Genomic DNA, 17,778 nt, shown 5'->3' on the forward strand with positions numbered 1-17,778 from the left:
TCCGAAACATCGCGGCGAGCTGAGCGGCGTGCCGTAAACGCGCGATGCGGCGCAGACGGGATGGATTGGGGCCAGGTTTCGCGGCGCGCATTTGCAACGCAGCAAATGATTGCAACAATTTCGATAATTGTGCCGATCTCTGTTGGTAACGCACCGTATTGCGACGCGCAAACCCCGACTGCCGACGGCGTGCCCCCGCGTTTTGGAGCATGTCTTCTTGAAAAAAATAATCGGCGACATCAGGGAGAACACCTACAATTGCCAACATTGACGGTATAGTAGCGCGCTTGCCGGCGCCAGTCCCCACGCCGGCGAAACCGTCGGTGTATTGGACCGACCTCCGCGATTTCACCCCGGACGATGCAAGACATTCTGTTGCTCATCGCCGCGTCGATCGGCTTTGCGATCGCCGCGCTCACCGCCGGCCTCTGGTTTGCCGGCCGGCAGGCTCGACGCAATCCCTACTCGCGCCACGCGCTCGTGCGCCAGACGGTGCCGCTCGACGGCCGCGATTCGCGCGGCGACGCCGCCTCTGACGCGCTGCGTGCCGCGCACTCCGGCGCAGCGGTATCGGCCGCCGCCGCCGAGGGCGCCGTTTCGCACGCGGCCGGGGCGAACGACGAGCTCGCCGCGCCGGCGATGCGCGTGGTCGTCGCCGGTGCGGCCAGCGCCGCCTTGCGCGACGCACAGGCGGCCGCCCGCGCCGCGATCCGTGACGCACGCGACGCCGATGCCGACGCGGTCGACCTCGAACAGCGCGCCGCGCAGGCGGTGCGCAATGCGCAGCCGAACGTGCCGGGCTCCGAGGCGCTTGCGCTGCGCCTGCAGGATCGCGCGCGGCGCGCGCGCCGCTACGCGACGCTGGCCTCGCAGTGGGCCGCCGATGCGCGCAATTATGCTGAGCTGGCGGCCGGCGAGGCGGCCGGCTCCCATGCCGCGCTCGCGATCGAGCGCGCGGTGCAGGCGGCCGGCGCGCGCCGCGAGGCGCAGCGGCTCGCCGCGCAGCGTCTGGGCCGGATACGCGGCCTGCAGACGGCCGAGCGCTGAGCCGCGGCGGTGCCGCGCTGCGCGGCGCTCAGTGTCCGCCGCCCGTCGCGCGCTTCGCCTTCGCGCGCCGCGACAGCATGTTCATCCCCTCCACGAACGCCGAGAACGCCATCGCCGCGTAGATATAGCCCTTCGGCACATGGCTGCCGAAGCCTTCGGCGATCAGCGTCATGCCGATCACCACCAGGAAGCTCAGCGCGAGCATCACGATCGTCGGGTTGCGGTCGATGAAGCGCGACAGCGGGCCGGCCGCGAACATCATCACGGCGACGGCCGCGATTACCGCCACGAACATGATCGCGACGTGCTCGGTCATGCCGATCGCGGTCACGATGCTGTCGACCGAGAACACCAGGTCGAGCACGAGAATCTGCCCGATGGCCGCGAACGGCGTGAGCAGCGCGGTGCCCGCGCCGCTCGAGCCGGGCTCGCCGCCGCTCGGCGAGACGTGGTGGTGGATCTCGCGGGTCGCCTTCCAGACCAGGAACAGGCCGCCCGCGAGCAGGATGATGTCGCGCCACGAGAACGCGTGATCGAACAGCGTGAAGGCCGGCTGCGTCAGGCGCGCGATCCAGGCCACGGTGCCGAGCAGGGCCAGCCGCATCACCAGCGCGAGCCCGATGCCGATGCGCTGGGTGCGCATGCGTTGCGCCTCGGGCAGCTTGTTGCTGAGGATCGAGATGAAGATCAGGTTGTCGATGCCGAGCACGATTTCCATCGTGACCAGCGTGACGAGGGCGGCCCAGACGGCCGGGTCGGCGGCGAGTGTCAGCAGGTGGTCCATGGCGGGCGGGTTCCGGAATCCGGTGGAAGATGATCGGGCTTGTTATGATCGGCGATCTTGGACTTCGGAAAAACCAGTTTCAAGCTGAATGAACAATCGGTTTTTACGAAGTTTTCGTATCGCCTTTGCAGGCCGTCTCGCGTTGATGCCGGGTCCATCATGCTGAATTTCCGCCATTTGTACTACTACTGGGTCGTCGTGCAGGAGGGCGGCTTCGCGCGCGCGGCCGGGCGGCTCGGGATGGCCGTGCAGACCATCAGCGCGCAGGTGCGCGAACTCGAGCGCGCGCTCGGCCACGCGCTGCTGAAGCCGGCCGGGCGCGGCGTGACGATGACCGAAGCGGGACAGGCCGCGTTCGCGCGCGCCGACGAGATGTTCCGGATCGGCGCGCGGATCGCCGACGACGTGCGCGCGGCGGCCGGCGGCGAGCTGGCCCGCTTCGCGATCGGCCTGACCGACGGCGTGTCGAAACTGGCCGCGCACGCGGTGCTCGCGCCGGCGCTCGACACGCCGTCGCTGCGGCTGCTCTGCCACGAGGGCGAACTCGAGGCGCTGCTCGCGGAACTGGCGCTGCACCGGCTCGACCTCGTGCTGGCCAGCCAGCCGGCGCCGCCGCATCCGACGCTGCGGCTCACGAGCGAGCGGCTCGCGGCCTCGGCGGTGGACTGGTACGGGCCGGCCGCGATCGTCACCGCGGCGGCGCGCGAGCGCTTTCCCGGCAACCTCGCGACGCTGCCGGTGCTGCTGCCCACCGCGCAGTCGCCGCTGCGCGCGCAGCTCGAGCGCAGCTTCGAGGCGCTCGGCGTGCGGCCGAGGATCGTCGGCGAATTCGAGGACAGTGCGCTGATGGCCGTGTTCGGGGCGCGCGGGCTCGGCGTGTTTCCGCTGGCCGAGGCCGGGGCCGGCGACGCGGCGCTGCTGCGCGGCCTGCGCCGGCTCGGGCGGGCGCAGGGCGTGGTCGACGAGATCTACGCGATCCGCTCGCGGCGCGGCGAGCATCATCCGCTTGCCGGCAAGCTGCGCCGCCCGCCGGCCTGAACGCCTGCCCGCCCGTCCTGCCGCACGACCCGCAGCCTGGCGGTCCGCCAGCCCGCGGCGCCGGCTCCCGGCGCGGGGCGAGCCTCCGATCACGACCGTTCGAACCGGCGCGTTCCTGCTTGCCCGCCTGCGGGATGGTCCCCATAATGGAGCGGCCATCAGGGGGAGCCGGCGTGCCGGCTGAGAGGTTCCGCTCACGGAACGACCCCGGAACCTGATCCGGATCATGCCGGCGTAGGAATGAGGTCATCCACGTGTCGATTGCCGTTATCACGGCCGCGCCCGCGCCGGCCGCCTCATCGCTCCCGCCGCGTTCGCGCGTTCGCAGCCGGTGCCGATGACGCCGCCCGTCATTGCCCTGGTGCTGTTCGCCGCGGTCCTGCACGCGACCTGGAACGCCGTGCTGCGCAGCGGCGCCGATCGCCTCTGGACCATCACCGTCATGAGCTTCGCGACCACCGCGGCGGCGCTCGCCTGTGCGCCGTGGCTGCCCTTGCCGGCGCGCGCGAGCTGGCCCTGCCTCGCGCTCTCGGCGCTGCTGCAGGTGGGTTACAGCGTGTTTCTGGCCCACGCGTACAAGGGCGCGGAACTCGGCCAGGTGTATCCGATGGTGCGGGGCGCGATACCGGTGCTGGTGGCGCTCGGCGGCTATCTGTGGGCCGGCCAGCGCCTCGACGCGGGGGCGCTGGCCGGCGTGCTGCTGATCTCCGGCGGCATCGCGAGCCTGGTGCTGGGGCGCCGCCGGATTGCGCGGCGGCCGCTGGTGGCCGCGCTCGCCACCAGCCTGTTCGTTGCCGGCTACGTCACCACCGACGGCGTGGGAGCGAGGCTGGCCGGCGACTCGCGCGCCTACGCGGTCTGGATCTTCGTGGTCTACGGCGTGCTGATGCCGGCCGCCTTCGTGCTGCACGGGCGCCGGCTCGGCAGCGGCCATGCGTGGCGCGAGACCGCCAAGGCGGCGGCGGGCGGCGTGATCTCGATGATCGGCTACACGGCCACGGTCGCGGCGCTCTCGCTCGGGCCGATCGGGCCGGTCTCGGCGCTGCGCGAGACCAGCATCGTGTTTTCGCTGATCCTCGGCTGGGCCTGCCTGGGCGAGCGCCCGACCGGGCAGCGGATCGCGGCTGCCGCGGCGGTCGTGGCCGGTGCCGCGTGCCTCGCGTATCGCGCCTGAGGCAGGCCGGGCGCGGCGCTCACGAAGCGACCGCAGCGCGCCGGTCGGCCGCGCGCGACGCCAGGAAGCGTGCGCGCGCCAGCAGTTCGCCTTCGCGGAAATACCCGCCGCGCAGCGTGCGCGTGAAGCCGGACCCACCGAAGTCGCCGCGGCCATGGAAGATCCGGCGATTGTCCCAGACCACCATGTCGCCCTGCGACCACGCATGCAGGTACGACCGTTCGGTCGCCGCCAGCCGCGACTTGAGCGACTGGTAGGCACGGAAGAGGGGCAGCATCTCGTCGAAGCCGATGCCGTCGAAGAACATCTTCGTCGGATTGTTGATCAGGCGTTCGATCGAGCCGTCCGGCGCGAGCCGCACGATCGGCGTGCGATGCTCGTAGCGCTTGCGTGCCTGTGGATAGTCGGCGCGATAGAGCACCGGCGTGCGGGCGAGCAGCGCGAACGCATCGGGCTGGGCCTCGCGCAGCTCGCAGGCGATCGTGAAGCCGTCCACGAAACGCGTGCTGCCGATGCCGTCTCGCGCGCATTGCGAACTCACGTCGAGGCCATACAGGAACTGGTAGTCGGGCGGCGGCGAGCAGTACGGGATGTCGGTGTGCAGCGGCAGCGCCTTGGTGCTGAACGACACGCTGTCGGTCTCCTCGTCGGCCTTCACTTCCAGATCGAAGAACTCCCCGAAGTAGGAGCGATCGAGAAACCCCGCCAGCTGCCGGCATACCGCCCCGAACTCGACGGTGCGCGTCGGCTCCGCCTTCAGCACCACCAGCCCGTATTCGAACAGATGCTGCAGCGCCCGATGCAGCAGCGCGCCGTCGTCGAGCGCCGCGGCGAGCTCGAAGCGCAGCGCCGGCGGGGCGCCGTCCGGCCAGCGGCGCCAGGCGGGGCGGGCGTCGGCCGGTGCGGCGCGTCGTGGCTGGTCGTAGTCCTCGTCGCGCAGGCGGTCGAAGCCGTAATGGCTCGGATGGCCATCCGGCCAGACGATGCGCAGGCCCGTGGCGTCGGCGCTGAGGGCGGCCGGCCGCAGGTCGGCCGGCACCACGCCCGGATCGAAGTGCCGCTGGCGGCAATGGCGGTTGAAGCAGCTGGCGCATTGGCACGCCTGGCGCAGCCATACCCAGTGGTAGCGGCTCGTGCTGCCGTCGGGCCAGGCGACTTCCAGATGCTCGCGATGCGAGGTCAGCATGTGAGGGATCTCCAGTAGGACTGCCAAGCGAGCGCGCTCATGCCTTGTCCGCCATGAACAGGCCCTGCGTCAGCCAGCCGGCCTTCATGAAGCGGATCTTGCGCTGCCAGCGCTCGACGATGTGCCCGGCGTCGGCTTCGTCGATTGCCGGATCGCCCGAGGCCTGCCGCGCGCGATAGCGGCGCAGGTCGTCCGTGAGCTGCGCTTGCGCGAGCGCGCTCAGGTCGTGCTGCTCGACACGGGCGAAGCCGGCCTCGGCGATGAGGCGCGCGTAGTCGTCGATCGATTTCAGGTCGTAACCCGACACGGCCATGTAGTCGTCGAACTCCGCCGAGCTGCGGTGCCGGCAGAAGTCCGTGACCAACAGCCGGCCGCCCGGCTTGAGCAGCGCATGGCAGCGCGCGAACAGCGCGGGCTTGGCATGCTCGTACATCAGCACGTCGCGCGAGTAGATCAGGTCGAAGCTGCCTGGGTCGAGCTGTGCGTCGTGCACGTCGCCATTGACGAAGCGCACGCGCCGGCGCGGGTCGCGCGTGGTCTGGCGGATCACCGACAGTTCCGTCATGCGTGGCGCGGTGTCGAGGCCGACCACTTCCACGTCGTAGCGATCCGACAGGTAGAACGCCGCGCCGCCGAGTCCCGAGCCGATGTCGAGCAGCCGCATGCCCGGTGCGAGCGCCATGCGGTCCCCCAGCGTGGCCTGGAAGCCGGCCAGGCCGCCGGGACTCTGAAAGCCTTCGCCGTAGATAATTTCGGAACGGAGAATATTGCGAGGCTCCGTATACCGTTGCACCTCGTAGTCTCTGGAAAATCCGGTCGTGGCTGCATGCATTATTCACCTCTCGTATTGGCATACCTCGGTTGCGCGCCAGGAATTCGATGCAGGAATGAATTGATTCATGCCGGGTGCCGTCCGAAAAGCCCCGATCATTTCACCTGGATGTCTCCATCAATTCGTTCAGCGCACCGAAAAATCCTTGCTGGTAAGGTTTTTGGCCGAATCGAGTGGCACTGCAACATTTTCGACAGGCCATTCCGATTAAAAGCTGGAATATTTGTCAGGTAAGTTTCGATTCCGGCTTTTCGCGGGTGACGGATATGGAATCACCAGTGCGATGGCGTGTCAATTGAATGATGCGTGGTGCGATCGGAAATTAATTGGCCGCGAAAACTGATTTAATATCTTTTTGATACGACGCGACTGTAATCGATGTGTTATTTTTGAAAGCCAGTGAATCGGGCGGGCGGTTTTTCGGCGGCGGGCGGTTTTTCGGCGGCGGGCGGCGCGCTCGCCGGGCACCACCGAAGCGCAGCGGACGCCGCCGGCAATCCGAAGGAGAGCGAACCTTGATGGGCGAGCAATCGGGCGATGGCCCGCAGGCAGCGGCCGCCTGGCCGCGTGTCGCGGTGATCGCCGTGGTGTTTCGCGGCGACGAGCTGATTCTCGTGCAGCGCGGGAAGGAGCCGCAGAAGGGCAGCTGGGGCTTTCCCGGCGGCTCGGTCGAGCCGGGGGAGAGCCTGCACGACGCGGCGCGGCGCGAACTGATGGAGGAGACGGGCGTGCAGGCCGAGGTCGGCGAACTGGTCGACGTGGTCGAGGTGCGCGAGTTCGATGCGAGCGGCCGGCATCACCACTACGTGCTGATCGCGTTGCTGTGCCGCCACCTGAGCGGCGAACCACGGCCCGGCGACGACGCGGTCGATTGCCGGTGGGTGCGGATGCCGGACGGCATTCAGGCGTTTCCCGGCGTTCTGGCGGAGCACGTCGGCCGGGTCGGCCTGCGTGCCCACGAGATCAATCATTCCGATCGAGAGAGACGACAGCGATGAAACGAATGTTCCTGGGTGGTCCGTTCAAGTCCCTGGTGGATCCCGCCACCGGCACGATGTCCGCCGAGCACATCAGCCAGTTCGGCCGCGTGATCGAGCATTTCGAGGGGCGCGGCTGGGATGTGCATTGCGCGCATCGGCGCGAGCAATGGGGCCGCGAATTCATGACGCCGGAGCAATGCACGCGCATCGATTACGAGCAGATCAGCCAGTGCGACTACTTCGTGGCGTTTCCCGGCGCGCCGGCCTCGCCGGGCACGCACATCGAGCTGGGCTGGGCCTCGGCGCTCGGCAAGCCGATCGTGCTGCTGCTCGAGGCCGGCCGCGAATACGCCTACCTGGTGCGCGGCCTGCATCAGGTCACGCGCCTCGAGCGCGTGGAGTATCGGGCCGGCGATCTCGATCCGGGCGCGATCGAGGCGGCCATCGCGCGCCTCGAGGGCGGGCGCTGATCATGCGCGCCCGCTTCGCGAATCTCGACGAGCTCTACCTCGCCACGCTGCGCGACGTCTGCACCGCCTACGAATACCGCAACGCGCCGCGCGGGCAGGCCGAGCGCGAAATCATCGGCTACAGCGCGCGGATCGAGGATCCGCGCGCGCGCTTCTGCCGCCATGCCTCGCGCAAGCAGAACGTGGTGTTCAACTATGCCGAGGCGCTCTGGTATCTGTCGGGGCGCAACGACCTCGCGTTCATCGAGTACTACGCGCCGTCGATGGCGCGCTACAGCCCCGATGGCAAGACGCTGCCGGGCACCGGCTACGGCGCGCGGCTGCTGCATTTCGGCGACGACGGCATCGACCAGATCGAACGTGCGATCGACATCCTCAAGCGTGACGATGCCGAGAGCAAACGCGTCGTGCTGCAGATCTTCGACGCTCGCGAGGACCTTTACAAGCGCAACATCGACGTGTCGTGCACGCTCGGCCTGCAACTGCTGCTGCGCGACGGGCGCCTCAACATGGTGGCCTTCATGCGCGCCAACGATGCCTACGTCGGCCTGCTCAACGACGTGTTCTCGTTTACGTTCCTGCAGGAATACCTCGCCTCGGCGATCGGCTGCGAGCTCGGCACCTATACGCACCACGTCGGCTCGGTCCACATCTACGACCAGAATCTGCTGCAGGCCGAGGCGCTGCTCGGGCCGCCCGGCACGGCCGTCACGGCAGTGGCGCCGCCGCGCATGCCCCCCGGCTGCGGGAGCGCCACGATCCGCCGCGTGCTGGAGGAGGAGGCGCGCATCCGCGCGGGGCGGGTCTCGTTCGCGGCGCTGCAGGACATCGACCTCGACCCGTACTGGCGCGACATTCTCGGACTCTTCTGGGTGTACCGGCAGATCCGCTCCGGCGCGCCCGTTCCCGATCGTTCACTGAGCTTCCTCCATCCGTTCCATCGCGACTATCTGGTCAACCGCTGGGGCGAGACGCTGGCATTGCTGCACTGACAGGGCATACACGATGAAAACCGATTGGACCGAGGATCAGGTCTCGCGCCTGTTCGACGCCTACGACGATCGCGTGGAAGCGCACTTCGGCTACCGGCCGCTGATCGCCACGCTCACCGGCATGCAGGGCACCGCGATTCGCGTGCTCGACTACGGTTGCGGCGGCGGCAAGGTTTCGCGCCGGCTCAAGGCCGCGGGCGTGGCGCACGTGACGGGCGTGGACATCGCGCCCACCATGATCGAGAAGGCCCGCGCCGCGGGCGGTGCCGACGGCGACGGGCTCGACTACGCGCTGATCCGCAGCGGCAGCACGCCGTTCCCCGATGCCAGCTTCGACGCGGCGGTGTCCTGCTTCCTGTTCATCAACGTGCCCGAGCGCGAGGAACTGGGGCGCATCGCCGCCGAGGTATTCCGCGTGCTGAAGCCGGGCGGCCGGTTCTACATCCTCGATACGAACCCCCGCACCACCGGCGTCAGCTACCCGACGTTCCGCAACGGCCACCCGGGCGTCGTCTACCACGACGGCGACGAGCGCCCGGTGTTCCTCGACATTCCGGGGCACGGCGTGTTCGAAATCATCGATACCCACTGGGACACCGCCACCTACCGCGAGATGCTGAGCTCGGCGGGCTTCGCGATCGAATCGGTGAAGGCGCTCGGCGTGGCGGACACGGTGCCGGCGCTCGACGGTGAGCCGGCCGTGGACGACCTGGGCGGCTATGCGCCGTTCGTGTTGTTCCAGGCCACCAAGCCGCATGGCTGAGGCGCGGATGCGAATCCTGGACCGGCTGCCGCAGCGCGCCGGCCGGCCGCGCGGGCGGCACGCCGCCGGCGCGGCCGCTTCGGCCCGCCTGGTTGCGCGCGCAACCGGAACGCGGCGCGCGCGGCCGCACCGGGGGCGGGCCCCATGATCGCCAACGTGCTCAGCATCGCCGGCACCGATCCGACCGGCGGCGCCGGCATCCAGGCCGACCTGAAGACGTTCTCGGCGCTCGGCGCCTACGGCATGTCGGCCATCACGGCGGTGGTCGCGCAGAACACGCGCGGCGTGCGCGGCTTTCATACGCTCGAGCCGGCCTTCATCGTCGAGCAGATCGACGCCGTGTTCGACGACGTGACCGTGCATGCCGTGAAGCTCGGCATGCTCGCCACCGCCGCGATTGCGGAGGCGGTGGCCGAGGCGCTGGTGCGCCATCGGGCAACGACCGTGGTACTCGATCCCGTGATGGTGGCCAAGAGCGGCGACCGGCTGCTCGCGCCCGACGCGGTGGCGGCGATCCGCGAGCGGCTGGTGCCGCTCGCCACGCTGATCACGCCGAACCTGCCCGAGGCGGGCGTCCTGCTCGACCGGCCGGCGCCTGCCTCGCTGGCGGAAATGCACGATGCCCTGCAGGCGCTGCATGGGCTCGGCCCGCGCTGGGTGCTACTCAAGGGCGGCCATCTGCGGGGCGCGGACAGCACCGACCTGCTGTTCGGCGCGAGCGGCACCACCGAGCTGGCCGCGCCGCGCATCGCGACGCGCAACGATCACGGCACCGGCTGCACGCTGTCGGCGGCGGTGGCCGCGCTGCTGCCGCATCACCCGATGGAGGAGAGCGTGCGGCGCGCGAAGGCCTATCTGAATCGCGCGCTCGCCGAGTCGTGGCGGCTCGAAGTCGGCCACGGCCGCGGGCCGACCCACCATTTTCACGCGCTCTGGCGCTAGCGCGCCGGACGACCCCGCCGGGGGGACCGGCGCATCAAAGTCCAAGGAAAAAACATGCGTCGAATGGTTTGCCGCCTCATGCTGGCCCTCGGGTGCTGGCTCGCGATCCTGCCTTACGCCTTCGCCGGCGCGCCCCAGCAACTGACGGTCGCGCTCTATCCCTGGGTGCCCCGCGTCGGGCAGTTCCGGCAGGCGATCGAAACGGAATGGAAGAAGGTGCACCCCGAGGTCGCGCTGCAGTTCGTGGCCGACAGCGAATGGGACGGCGGCTACTCGGGCGATCCGCCCGCGCGCGCGGATGTCTACATCTACGACGCGATCTTCTTCGACTACTTTCGCGGCAGGAACTGGCTCGAACCGCTTGCGGCCAGCGAGGTGCAGAACATCGGCGACTACCTGCCCTACGCGATCGACGGCCTGAGGGTGGGGGACCGCTACTACAGCCTGCCGCAGCTGGGCTGCGCGAACCTGCTGTTCTATCACAAGGACGATGCGGCACTGGCGGCCGCCACCACGCTCACGCAGGTCCACGCGGCGCTGCAGCAATGCACCTACACGAGCGAGATACCGCCGGACCGGCGCGGCCTGATGCTCGACATGTCGGGCGGCACCACCAGCAGCGCGCTCTACCTCGACGCGGCCCACAGCCAGAACGGCGCGTATCCGCTGCCGCTGCCGTGGAGCGCCGCGCAACTCGATCCGCACGCGGTGGCGAGCCTGCGCACGCTGCTGGCGATGGCCAGCTTCCCGAACGCCACGGCGAGCCTGCCGGGCCAGTACGACCGCTCCGTCTGGTTCAGCAACGGCGAGGGGCGCGCGGTGATCGGCTATTCCGAATCGATGTCGGCGATGAGCGAGGCGACGCGCCAGGATATCGCCTTCAAGATCATGCCGCTGTCCGACCATGCCGAGCAGCCGCTCTTCTATGCCGACGTGATCGGCGTGAACACCACCACCCAGCTGCGCGGCACGCGCGCGCTGGCGGTGCAACTCGCCAACCTGATCGCCGCCTCGGCGACCATGCTCGAGAGCATCGGCCCCGATGCGAGCGGGGTGCCGCAATACCTGTTCGCCACGCGGCGCAGCGTGCTCGACACGCTGGCGGCCCGCTATCCGCTGTACGCGAAGATGAACGCGTTGCTCGACGCCGGCCAGCCGGCCATGTTCAAGCTCGACGCGCAGGCCCGCGACTGGCTCGCGACCATGAGCCCGCCGATCCAGCAAAGCGCACAGGCCAATTACGCATGCGGCTGCGATGTCGACACCACCCGGCCGATCGCCGACTACCGCGCCGCGCAGGCGGCCTGCCCGGCCGTGTGCGCGGCCCAGGGCGGCTGGAACGGGCAGTGGACCAATCGTGCGCCGGCCGCGCCCGCCGGCACGTCGGCGTGCGGCTGCAATCGCTGCCCGAGCGCGGCGCCCACGGCCTCGATGGTGCCGGCCGCGCGGGCGCCGAGGTTCGGGAAGTTCGCGCCCTGACGGCACGGCTGGGCGAGACCCGGATCGAAACGCAGCGGGCCATGCCCCTGGGTTCAGTCCTGCCTGGCCACGGCCCTGCCGACGCGATGGAACGCGCGCCCGAAGTAGATCAGCGCGTCGCCTTCGCCGCGCACGCGGATGGCCGTCGCCTCGACGAACAGCACCGTGTGCGAGCCCACCTCCTTCATCTCGACGATGGTGCCCTGCACGCTCGCCAGCGCGTCGCGCAGCACCGGCAGGCCGCCGGGGCCCTCGTCCCAGCCGGTCTGGCCGAAGCGCGCGTCCATCGGCAGGTTGGTCAGGCCCGCGAAGTGGCGCGCGAGCGGCTCGTGCTCGGCCGGCAGCACGTTCACGCAGAGCGAGCGGTGGGCCGTGAACGCCGCGTGCGTGCTGCTGCTGCGGTTCAGGCAGACGAGCAGCGTCGGCGGCGAGTCGGTGACCGAGCAGACGGCGCTCGCGGTCACGCCGCAGCGGCCGCGCGGGCCGGCCGTCGTGATCACGTTGACGGCGGCGCCCAGATGCGCCATCGCGTGGCGGAACAGCGTGCGGGCATCGTCGGCGTCACTCGCGCGCGAAGGGTCGGTCATGAGAACTCCTGAAACGGAAAGCAGAACGAAACGACGGATGGCCTGGAATACCGCGCCGCGGAATTCGCCGGCCGGACCGGCAGTGTCGCGCGTCGGCTCGGAAAAATCGCGGAAACCCCCTTGCTTGCCGGGGTTTTGATCGACGCTGCAGCGGCGCTGCTGCCCTGCCGCGCGCCGTCTACCTTTCCGCTTCGAGCGAGCGCATGGTGCGCAGCGCCGGAAACAGGCGCATCCACAGCAGCGCGATCGCGATCGTGCAGGCGCCGCCGATCAGCACGGCCGGCCGTGCGCCCCACCAGCCCGCGGTGATGCCCGATTCGAATTCGCCGAGCTGGTTCGAGGTGCCGATGAACAGCGCGTTGACCGCGCTGACGCGGCCGAGCATCTCGTCGGGCGTGCGCAACTGCACGAGCGAGGAGCGCACCACCACGCTGATCACGTCGGCCGCGCCGAGCGCGGCGAGCGAGACGATCGACAGCGGCAGCCAGGTCGACAGGCCGAACACCAGCGTGGCGAGGCCGAACACCAGCACGCCGCCGAACATCGCGAGCCCCGGGCGCTTGCGCATCGGGTGCCGCGCGAACCAGAGCGTGCCGGCCAGCGCGCCGATGGCGGGTGCCGAGCGCAGCAGCCCGAGCCCCCACGGGCCGGCATGCAGGATGTCGCGCGCGTAGATCGGCATCAGCGATACGGCGCCGCCGAACAGCACGGCGAACAGGTCGAGCGACAGCGCGCCGAGGATCGCCGGCTCGCGGCGGATGAAGGCGATGCCCGAGAACACCGATTCGAGCGTGACGGGCGCACGCGGCACCGGCTTGCTGGTCAGCTTCAGCGAGCCCATCAGGTACGCGGCGCAGCCGAAGCAGAGGATGCCGAGCAGATAGACCAGGTTCGGCCCGACGCCATACAGCAGGCCGCCGGCGGCCGGACCGATGATCAGCGCGGTCTGCGTGGCGGAAGTGGACAGCGCGGTGGCGCGCGGCAGCTGCGCGCGCGGCACGACGGCCGGCAGCAGCGAGGCGACGGTCGGGTTCTCGAACGCGCGCGCCGCGCCGAGGCAGGCGGCGAGCGCATAGATCAGCGGCGCGTTGAGCCAGCCGCCGAGCGTGCCGGCGAGGAACACCGCCGAGGCGAGCGCGAGCAGCGTCTGGCAGGTGGCGACGATGCGGCGCCGGTCGTAGCGGTCGGCGACGTGGCCGACCACCAGCGTCAGCACGAACATCGGCAGGAACTGCGCGAGCCCGACCAGGCCGAGCGCGTAGGCGCTTTCCGTCAGTGCATAGATATGCCAGCCGATCGCGACCGACAGCATCTGAAACGAGATCGAGGACAGCACGCGCGCGCTCCAGAAGCGCTGGAACGTGGCTTGCCGAAGCGCGTGGGCGGCGGGGCCGGGCAGGTCGGTGGATTCGGGCATGGACGAAGGCGAGTGACGCGAAACCGGACGTGGAACGAACTGCGGCGGCACGCCGCAGTTTGCAAGACGGCAAGTGTAGATGAGTTCGCGCGCGCTTGCGGAATGGGGAGGGAGATGCCGATTCGTCGCGTTCGGGCACGCGGCGCGGCGCCGGCGCGGCCGCGAAAGCGGCGCATGAACCAGGGGGGCGAGGACAGAGGCGAACGGCACGGGTCGGCCGGCGCCGCGCGTTTCGTGGCGCGCGGCGCCGGCCGGTCCTGCCTGATGCGTTGGTAGGCTCGATTGGATTCGAACCAACGACCCCCACCATGTCAAGGTGGTGCTCTAACCAACTGAGCTACGAGCCTGGAGTGCCGCGCGCGGGGCGCGGCGGTGCTGCCTGAAAAGACAATGGACGGACAGCGGATCGCGCGCTTTGGGTGGCGCGCGGCGCCTGCCGTCCATGTCCGGATGCGTTGGTAGGCTCGATTGGATTCGAACCAACGACCCCCACCATGTCAAGGTGGTGCTCTAACCAACTGAGCTACGAGCCTGCGTGAGGCGCGAATTATAGAGAGGCTCATGCGATGTTGCAAGCGCGCGATGGCGATTTCGCGCGCGGCATACGCCGCCGGTTGGGTGGGCGCCGCTCAATGCTGCGCATCGGGCCGTGCGCCGAGCGCGTCGGCCAGGCGCGTCTCGAGGAACGCGAGCAGCGTGCGGATCGCGGTCGAGCCCTGCCGGTGCTGCGGGTAGACGGCGCTGAGCCGTAGCGGCGGGCTTGCATGCGCGCCGAGGATCGCCACCAGCTCGCCGCGCGCGAGCGCCGGGCCGACGATGAACTGCGGCAGCAGCGCGATGCCGAGCCCGGCGATCGCCGCGTCGCGCACCACGTCGCCGTTGTTGGCCAGGAGCGGCCCCTGCACGTCATAGGCGCGCCGCCCGTCGGCGGTGTCGAACTCCCAGCCGTCGCGCAGCTCCTGTCCGTACAGCAGGCATGCGTGGCCGTGCAGGTCGGCCGGGGTGGCCGGCTCGCCGTGCAGGCGGCGGTAGGCGGGGCTGCAGCAGGCGATCATGCGCAGCGTGCCGAGCGTGCGCGCCACCAGCGTGGAATCGGCCAGCGCGCCGATTCGCAGCGCGAGATCGAAGCCCTCGCCAATCAAATCCACGCGCCGGTCGCTCAGCTCGACGTCGAGCCGCACGGCCGGATGCGCGGCCAGGAATTCGGCGATCAGCGGCGAGAGGTGACTGATGCCGAACGACATCGGCGCGCTGATCTTCAGCGAGCCGTGCAACTCGGTATGGCGCGCCGACATCGCCTCCTCGGCCTGCGCGACCTCGGCGAGGATCCGCTGCGCGTGCGTGTAGAACGTCTGCCCCGATTCGGTCACGGCCAGCTTGCGCGTGTTGCGGTTGAGCAGGCGTACGCGCAGCGCCGCCTCGAGCGCGGCCATGCGCCGGCTGACGAACTGCTTGGACAGCAGCAGCTTGTCGGCCGCGCCGGTGAAGCTGCCGGCTTCCACCGTCGCGATGAAGATGCGGAGATCGTCGAGTTGCATGATTGTCCACCAAAATAGGACAATGATTATCTCATGCGCGATTTATTCATCAAGTTGGTTGACTTAAGATGCATCCCATCGAGCAACGCCCTGTCATCGTGATGCGGCGGGCTCAACCGGAGATTCGTCATGATCGAAGTCAGAAACGCCAGCGATCGCGGCCGCGCCGAGCACGGCTGGCTCAGCTCCCGCCACACCTTCTCGTTCGCCAACTACTACGACCCGCAGCAGGTCGGCTTCTCGGACCTGCTGGTGATCAACGACGATCGCGTCGCGCCGGGCCGCGGCTTCGGCACCCATCCGCACCGCGACATGGAAATCCTCTCCTACGTGCTGGAAGGCGCGCTCGAACACAAGGATTCGATGGGTACCGGCTCGGTGATCGTGCCGGGCGACGTGCAACTGATGAGCGCCGGCACGGGCGTCGCGCACAGCGAGTTCAACCACTCGCGCGATGCCGACGTCCACTTCCTGCAGATCTGGATCGGACCGGCGCAGAAGGGCGCGCAGCCGCGCTATCAGCAGGCCAGCGTCGACGCGGCGCGCAAGCGCGGCCGGCTGCAACTGGTGGTGTCGCCCGATGCCGCCGACGGTTCGCTCGCGATCCGCCAGGACACGCGGATCTATGCCGGGCTGTTCGACGGCGCCGAAACGGCCAGCCTCGCGCTGCCGGACGGCCGCTTCGGCTACGTTCACGTGGCCCGCGGCAGCGTGTCGGTGAACGGCGTCGCGCTCGCTGAGGGCGACGGCGCGCGGATTCGCGGCGAGCGGGAGCTGACGTTCTCGGCCGGTCGCGATGCCGAGGTGCTGGTGTTCGACCTGCGCCCGCTCGAGGTGACGGCCGACTGGGCCTGAGGCCCGGCCCGAGCCGGCTACGCCAGCGCCACGGCAGGAGGGGGCGGCGCGGCCGGCTCGCGGCGGCGGCCGTCTTGCTGCGTGATCGATGGGCTGCGTCGAGCGGCTGATGAGGGCGTGACGCGTGGCCCGCCTCGCGTTCCTCGTCTCGAAACAGGCGCCCTCATCGACGCGATGCGTGATGCGCGATCGTCGTAGGCAGGGTCGAGATCCGGAGGATCGGGGCCCTGCGTTGCCGCCGGACGATCGCCGGTGCGCTCGCGTGCCCGCTCAACCGCCCTTGCCCGCGGGCTGCACCGCGCCGGTCAGCGGCGTGCGCCGCACGCCGGACACGTAGAGCAGGATCAGCGACACCCATACGATGCCGTAGAGCAGCATGAAGCAGGTGGTGCGCACGGGGATGAATTCGAGCAGCGCGCCCCACATCACCGGCAGCAGGAAGCCGCCGAGGCCGCCCGCCAGCCCGACGATGCCGGTCACCACGCCCATGTGGTCGGGGAAATCGTCGGCGACGTACTTGAAGGTGGAGGCCATGCCGAACGCGAACACCACGCCGAGCACGAAGGTCAGCACGAGGAAGCCGGCGAGCGGCATGGCGATGTGCAGCCGCGCCGTGCCGTCGATGGTGCGGATCACGAACTCGGTGGTCGGATACGACAGCAGGAACAGGCAGATCCAGGCGACCCACAGGCCGTGCCAGGTCACCGCGTGGGCGCCGAAGCGGTCCGACAGCGCGCCGCCGAGCGCGCGCAGCACCGAGCCCGGCAGCGAGAAGCCGGCGGCGAAGGCCGAGGCGGCCACCAGCGAGACGCTGTATTCGCGCGTGACGTACTGCGGGATCCAGAGCGAGAGCGCCGTGAAGCCGCCGAACGTGACCGAGTAATACTGGCAAAGCCGCCAGACGCGCGGGTCGCGCAGCGTGCGGAACGAGGCGAGTATCGAGCCGCGCCTGGCGCCCGCGCCGGGGTCGCGCGCCGAGGCGAACCAGAAGATCGCCGCCGTGACGAGCAGCACCACCGCATACGCGCGCGGCACGAAGCGCCAGCCGTAGGCCACTTCGAGCGACGGCGTGACGAACAGGTTGACGGCCGCCCCCACCGTGCCCGCGCCGAAGAAGCCCATCGCGAAGCCGCGCCGCTTGGGCGGGAAGAAGCGCGCCACGTAGGGCGTGCCGACCGCGAACGAGGCGCCCACGCAGCCGAGGAACAGGCCGATCACGAGGAACTGCCAGAACTGCGTCGCATAGCTGATGCCGTACACCGGCACCGCGCAGCCGACCAGCAGCGTGGTCATCACCACGCGCCCGCCGAAGCGGTCGGTCCAGATGCCGAGCGGCAGGCGCATCACGGCGCCCGTCAGCACCGGCGTGGCGGTCAGCAGGCCGAATTCGAAGCTGTTGAGCGCGAGATCGGTGCGCAGTTGCACCCCCAGCACGCCGAACATCATCCAGACGACGAAACAGACCATGAATGCGAACGTGCTCGCGAAGAGCACCGACCATGCGCGCAGTGGGATCTTCTGCGCATCCGGCGACGAGCCGGGGTTGAGTTGACGAGTCATACACGACACTCCGTGTGATTGAGGCGAGAGTCGCCGGGGCAGCACCGCGTCCGCGGCGCGGCGGCCGGCTCGATTTCGGGCAGGGCAGAGTCGGGCGGGGCGGCGGGCACGCCCGGGCCGCGAGACCAGGTGCG

The 17,778-nt window shown here is 69.7% G+C and carries 17 protein-coding genes, 2 tRNA genes and 1 riboswitch; of the genes, 10 read left to right on the forward strand and 9 right to left on the reverse strand.

All coding sequences use genetic code 11. The annotated features are described in order from the left end of the window. The first annotated feature begins 360 nt into the window (after positions 1 to 360). Complete coding sequence (locus KS03_RS05545; RefSeq protein ID WP_039203459.1) at positions 361 to 1,047, forward strand: hypothetical protein; 687 nt, start codon at positions 361 to 363, stop codon at positions 1,045 to 1,047. Positions 1,048 to 1,075: 28 nt separating this feature from the next. On the opposite strand, the gene KS03_RS05550 is transcribed toward KS03_RS05545, so the two are convergent. Then, the gene (locus KS03_RS05550; RefSeq protein ID WP_015877782.1) at positions 1,076 to 1,831 is read right to left on the reverse strand and encodes a TerC family protein; all 756 of its coding nucleotides are present in this window, start codon (positions 1,829 to 1,831) and stop codon (positions 1,076 to 1,078) included. Positions 1,832 to 1,990: 159 nt separating this feature from the next. On the opposite strand from KS03_RS05550, the gene KS03_RS05555 reads away from it, so the two are divergent. Beyond that, positions 1,991 to 2,869, forward strand: a complete 879-nt coding sequence (locus KS03_RS05555; RefSeq protein WP_015877781.1) for a LysR family transcriptional regulator — start codon at positions 1,991 to 1,993, stop codon at positions 2,867 to 2,869. 151 nt (positions 2,870 to 3,020) lie between these two features. Beyond that, a riboswitch (TPP riboswitch) is annotated at positions 3,021 to 3,127 on the forward strand. A gap of 79 nt (positions 3,128 to 3,206) precedes the next feature. Then, positions 3,207 to 4,043, forward strand: coding sequence for a DMT family transporter (locus KS03_RS05560; protein ID WP_015877780.1), 837 nt, complete (start codon positions 3,207 to 3,209; stop codon positions 4,041 to 4,043). Between the two features lie 19 nt (positions 4,044 to 4,062). Here KS03_RS05560 and KS03_RS05565 read toward each other — a convergent pair whose 3' ends face one another. Next, positions 4,063 to 5,229, reverse strand: a complete 1,167-nt coding sequence (locus KS03_RS05565; protein WP_015877779.1) for a TauD/TfdA family dioxygenase — start codon at positions 5,227 to 5,229, stop codon at positions 4,063 to 4,065. A 37-nt stretch (positions 5,230 to 5,266) separates the two neighbouring features. Then, complete coding sequence (locus KS03_RS05570) at positions 5,267 to 6,061, reverse strand: methyltransferase domain-containing protein (RefSeq protein ID WP_015877778.1); 795 nt, start codon at positions 6,059 to 6,061, stop codon at positions 5,267 to 5,269. A 518-nt stretch (positions 6,062 to 6,579) separates the two neighbouring features. On the opposite strand from KS03_RS05570, the gene KS03_RS05575 reads away from it, so the two are divergent. The 6 genes from KS03_RS05575 to bcmE all read left to right on the forward strand — a co-directional run bounded on the left by KS03_RS05575 (position 6,580) and on the right by bcmE (position 11,687). Then, positions 6,580 to 7,059: an NUDIX hydrolase gene (locus KS03_RS05575; RefSeq protein WP_015877777.1), complete on the forward strand. Its 480-nt coding sequence runs from the start codon at positions 6,580 to 6,582 to the stop codon at positions 7,057 to 7,059. Beyond that, positions 7,056 to 7,511: a nucleoside 2-deoxyribosyltransferase gene (locus KS03_RS05580; protein ID WP_015877776.1), complete on the forward strand. Its 456-nt coding sequence runs from the start codon at positions 7,056 to 7,058 to the stop codon at positions 7,509 to 7,511. The genes KS03_RS05575 and KS03_RS05580 overlap by 4 nt, the downstream gene beginning before the upstream one ends. A 2-nt stretch (positions 7,512 to 7,513) precedes the next feature. Then, positions 7,514 to 8,503, forward strand: coding sequence for a thymidylate synthase (locus tag KS03_RS05585; protein WP_015877775.1), 990 nt, complete (start codon positions 7,514 to 7,516; stop codon positions 8,501 to 8,503). A gap of 13 nt (positions 8,504 to 8,516) precedes the next feature. Continuing rightward, the gene (locus KS03_RS05590) at positions 8,517 to 9,266 is read left to right on the forward strand and encodes a class I SAM-dependent methyltransferase (RefSeq protein ID WP_015877774.1); all 750 of its coding nucleotides are present in this window, start codon (positions 8,517 to 8,519) and stop codon (positions 9,264 to 9,266) included. Positions 9,267 to 9,410: 144 nt separating this feature from the next. Then, positions 9,411 to 10,208 carry a bifunctional hydroxymethylpyrimidine kinase/phosphomethylpyrimidine kinase gene (gene thiD / locus KS03_RS05595; protein WP_015877773.1) on the forward strand — a complete coding sequence of 266 codons (798 nt, stop codon included), beginning with the start codon at positions 9,411 to 9,413 and terminating at the stop codon, positions 10,206 to 10,208. A 54-nt stretch (positions 10,209 to 10,262) separates the two neighbouring features. Then, the gene (gene bcmE / locus KS03_RS05600; RefSeq protein WP_015877772.1) at positions 10,263 to 11,687 is read left to right on the forward strand and encodes a thiamine pyridinylase; all 1,425 of its coding nucleotides are present in this window, start codon (positions 10,263 to 10,265) and stop codon (positions 11,685 to 11,687) included. A 53-nt stretch (positions 11,688 to 11,740) separates the two neighbouring features. On the opposite strand, the gene KS03_RS05605 is transcribed toward bcmE, so the two are convergent. The 5 genes from KS03_RS05605 to KS03_RS05625 form a co-directional block, all read right to left on the reverse strand. After that, a complete protein-coding gene (locus tag KS03_RS05605; RefSeq protein WP_015877771.1) occupies positions 11,741 to 12,274 on the reverse strand; it encodes a flavin reductase in 534 nt (177 codons plus the stop codon). A gap of 178 nt (positions 12,275 to 12,452) precedes the next feature. Beyond that, entirely contained in the window at positions 12,453 to 13,691 is a 1,239-nt protein-coding gene (locus KS03_RS05610) for an MFS transporter (protein WP_015877770.1), read from the reverse strand. Between the two features lie 270 nt (positions 13,692 to 13,961). Next, positions 13,962 to 14,038 (reverse strand) — tRNA-Val (locus KS03_RS05615). A 109-nt stretch (positions 14,039 to 14,147) separates the two neighbouring features. Then, a tRNA-Val gene (locus KS03_RS05620) sits at positions 14,148 to 14,224 on the reverse strand. A gap of 96 nt (positions 14,225 to 14,320) precedes the next feature. Next, positions 14,321 to 15,229 carry a LysR family transcriptional regulator gene (locus KS03_RS05625; RefSeq protein WP_015877769.1) on the reverse strand — a complete coding sequence of 303 codons (909 nt, stop codon included), beginning with the start codon at positions 15,227 to 15,229 and terminating at the stop codon, positions 14,321 to 14,323. A 129-nt stretch (positions 15,230 to 15,358) separates the two neighbouring features. On the opposite strand from KS03_RS05625, the gene KS03_RS05630 reads away from it, so the two are divergent. Next, a complete protein-coding gene (locus KS03_RS05630; RefSeq protein ID WP_015877768.1) occupies positions 15,359 to 16,084 on the forward strand; it encodes a pirin family protein in 726 nt (241 codons plus the stop codon). A gap of 270 nt (positions 16,085 to 16,354) precedes the next feature. Here the strand turns inward: KS03_RS05630 and KS03_RS05635 are convergent, their stop codons facing one another. Next, complete coding sequence (locus tag KS03_RS05635; RefSeq protein ID WP_015877767.1) at positions 16,355 to 17,644, reverse strand: MFS transporter; 1,290 nt, start codon at positions 17,642 to 17,644, stop codon at positions 16,355 to 16,357. Positions 17,645 to 17,778 lie beyond the last annotated feature (134 nt).

This window comes from Burkholderia glumae LMG 2196 = ATCC 33617, from assembly GCF_000960995.1.
Lineage (GTDB): Bacteria > Pseudomonadota > Gammaproteobacteria > Burkholderiales > Burkholderiaceae > Burkholderia > Burkholderia glumae.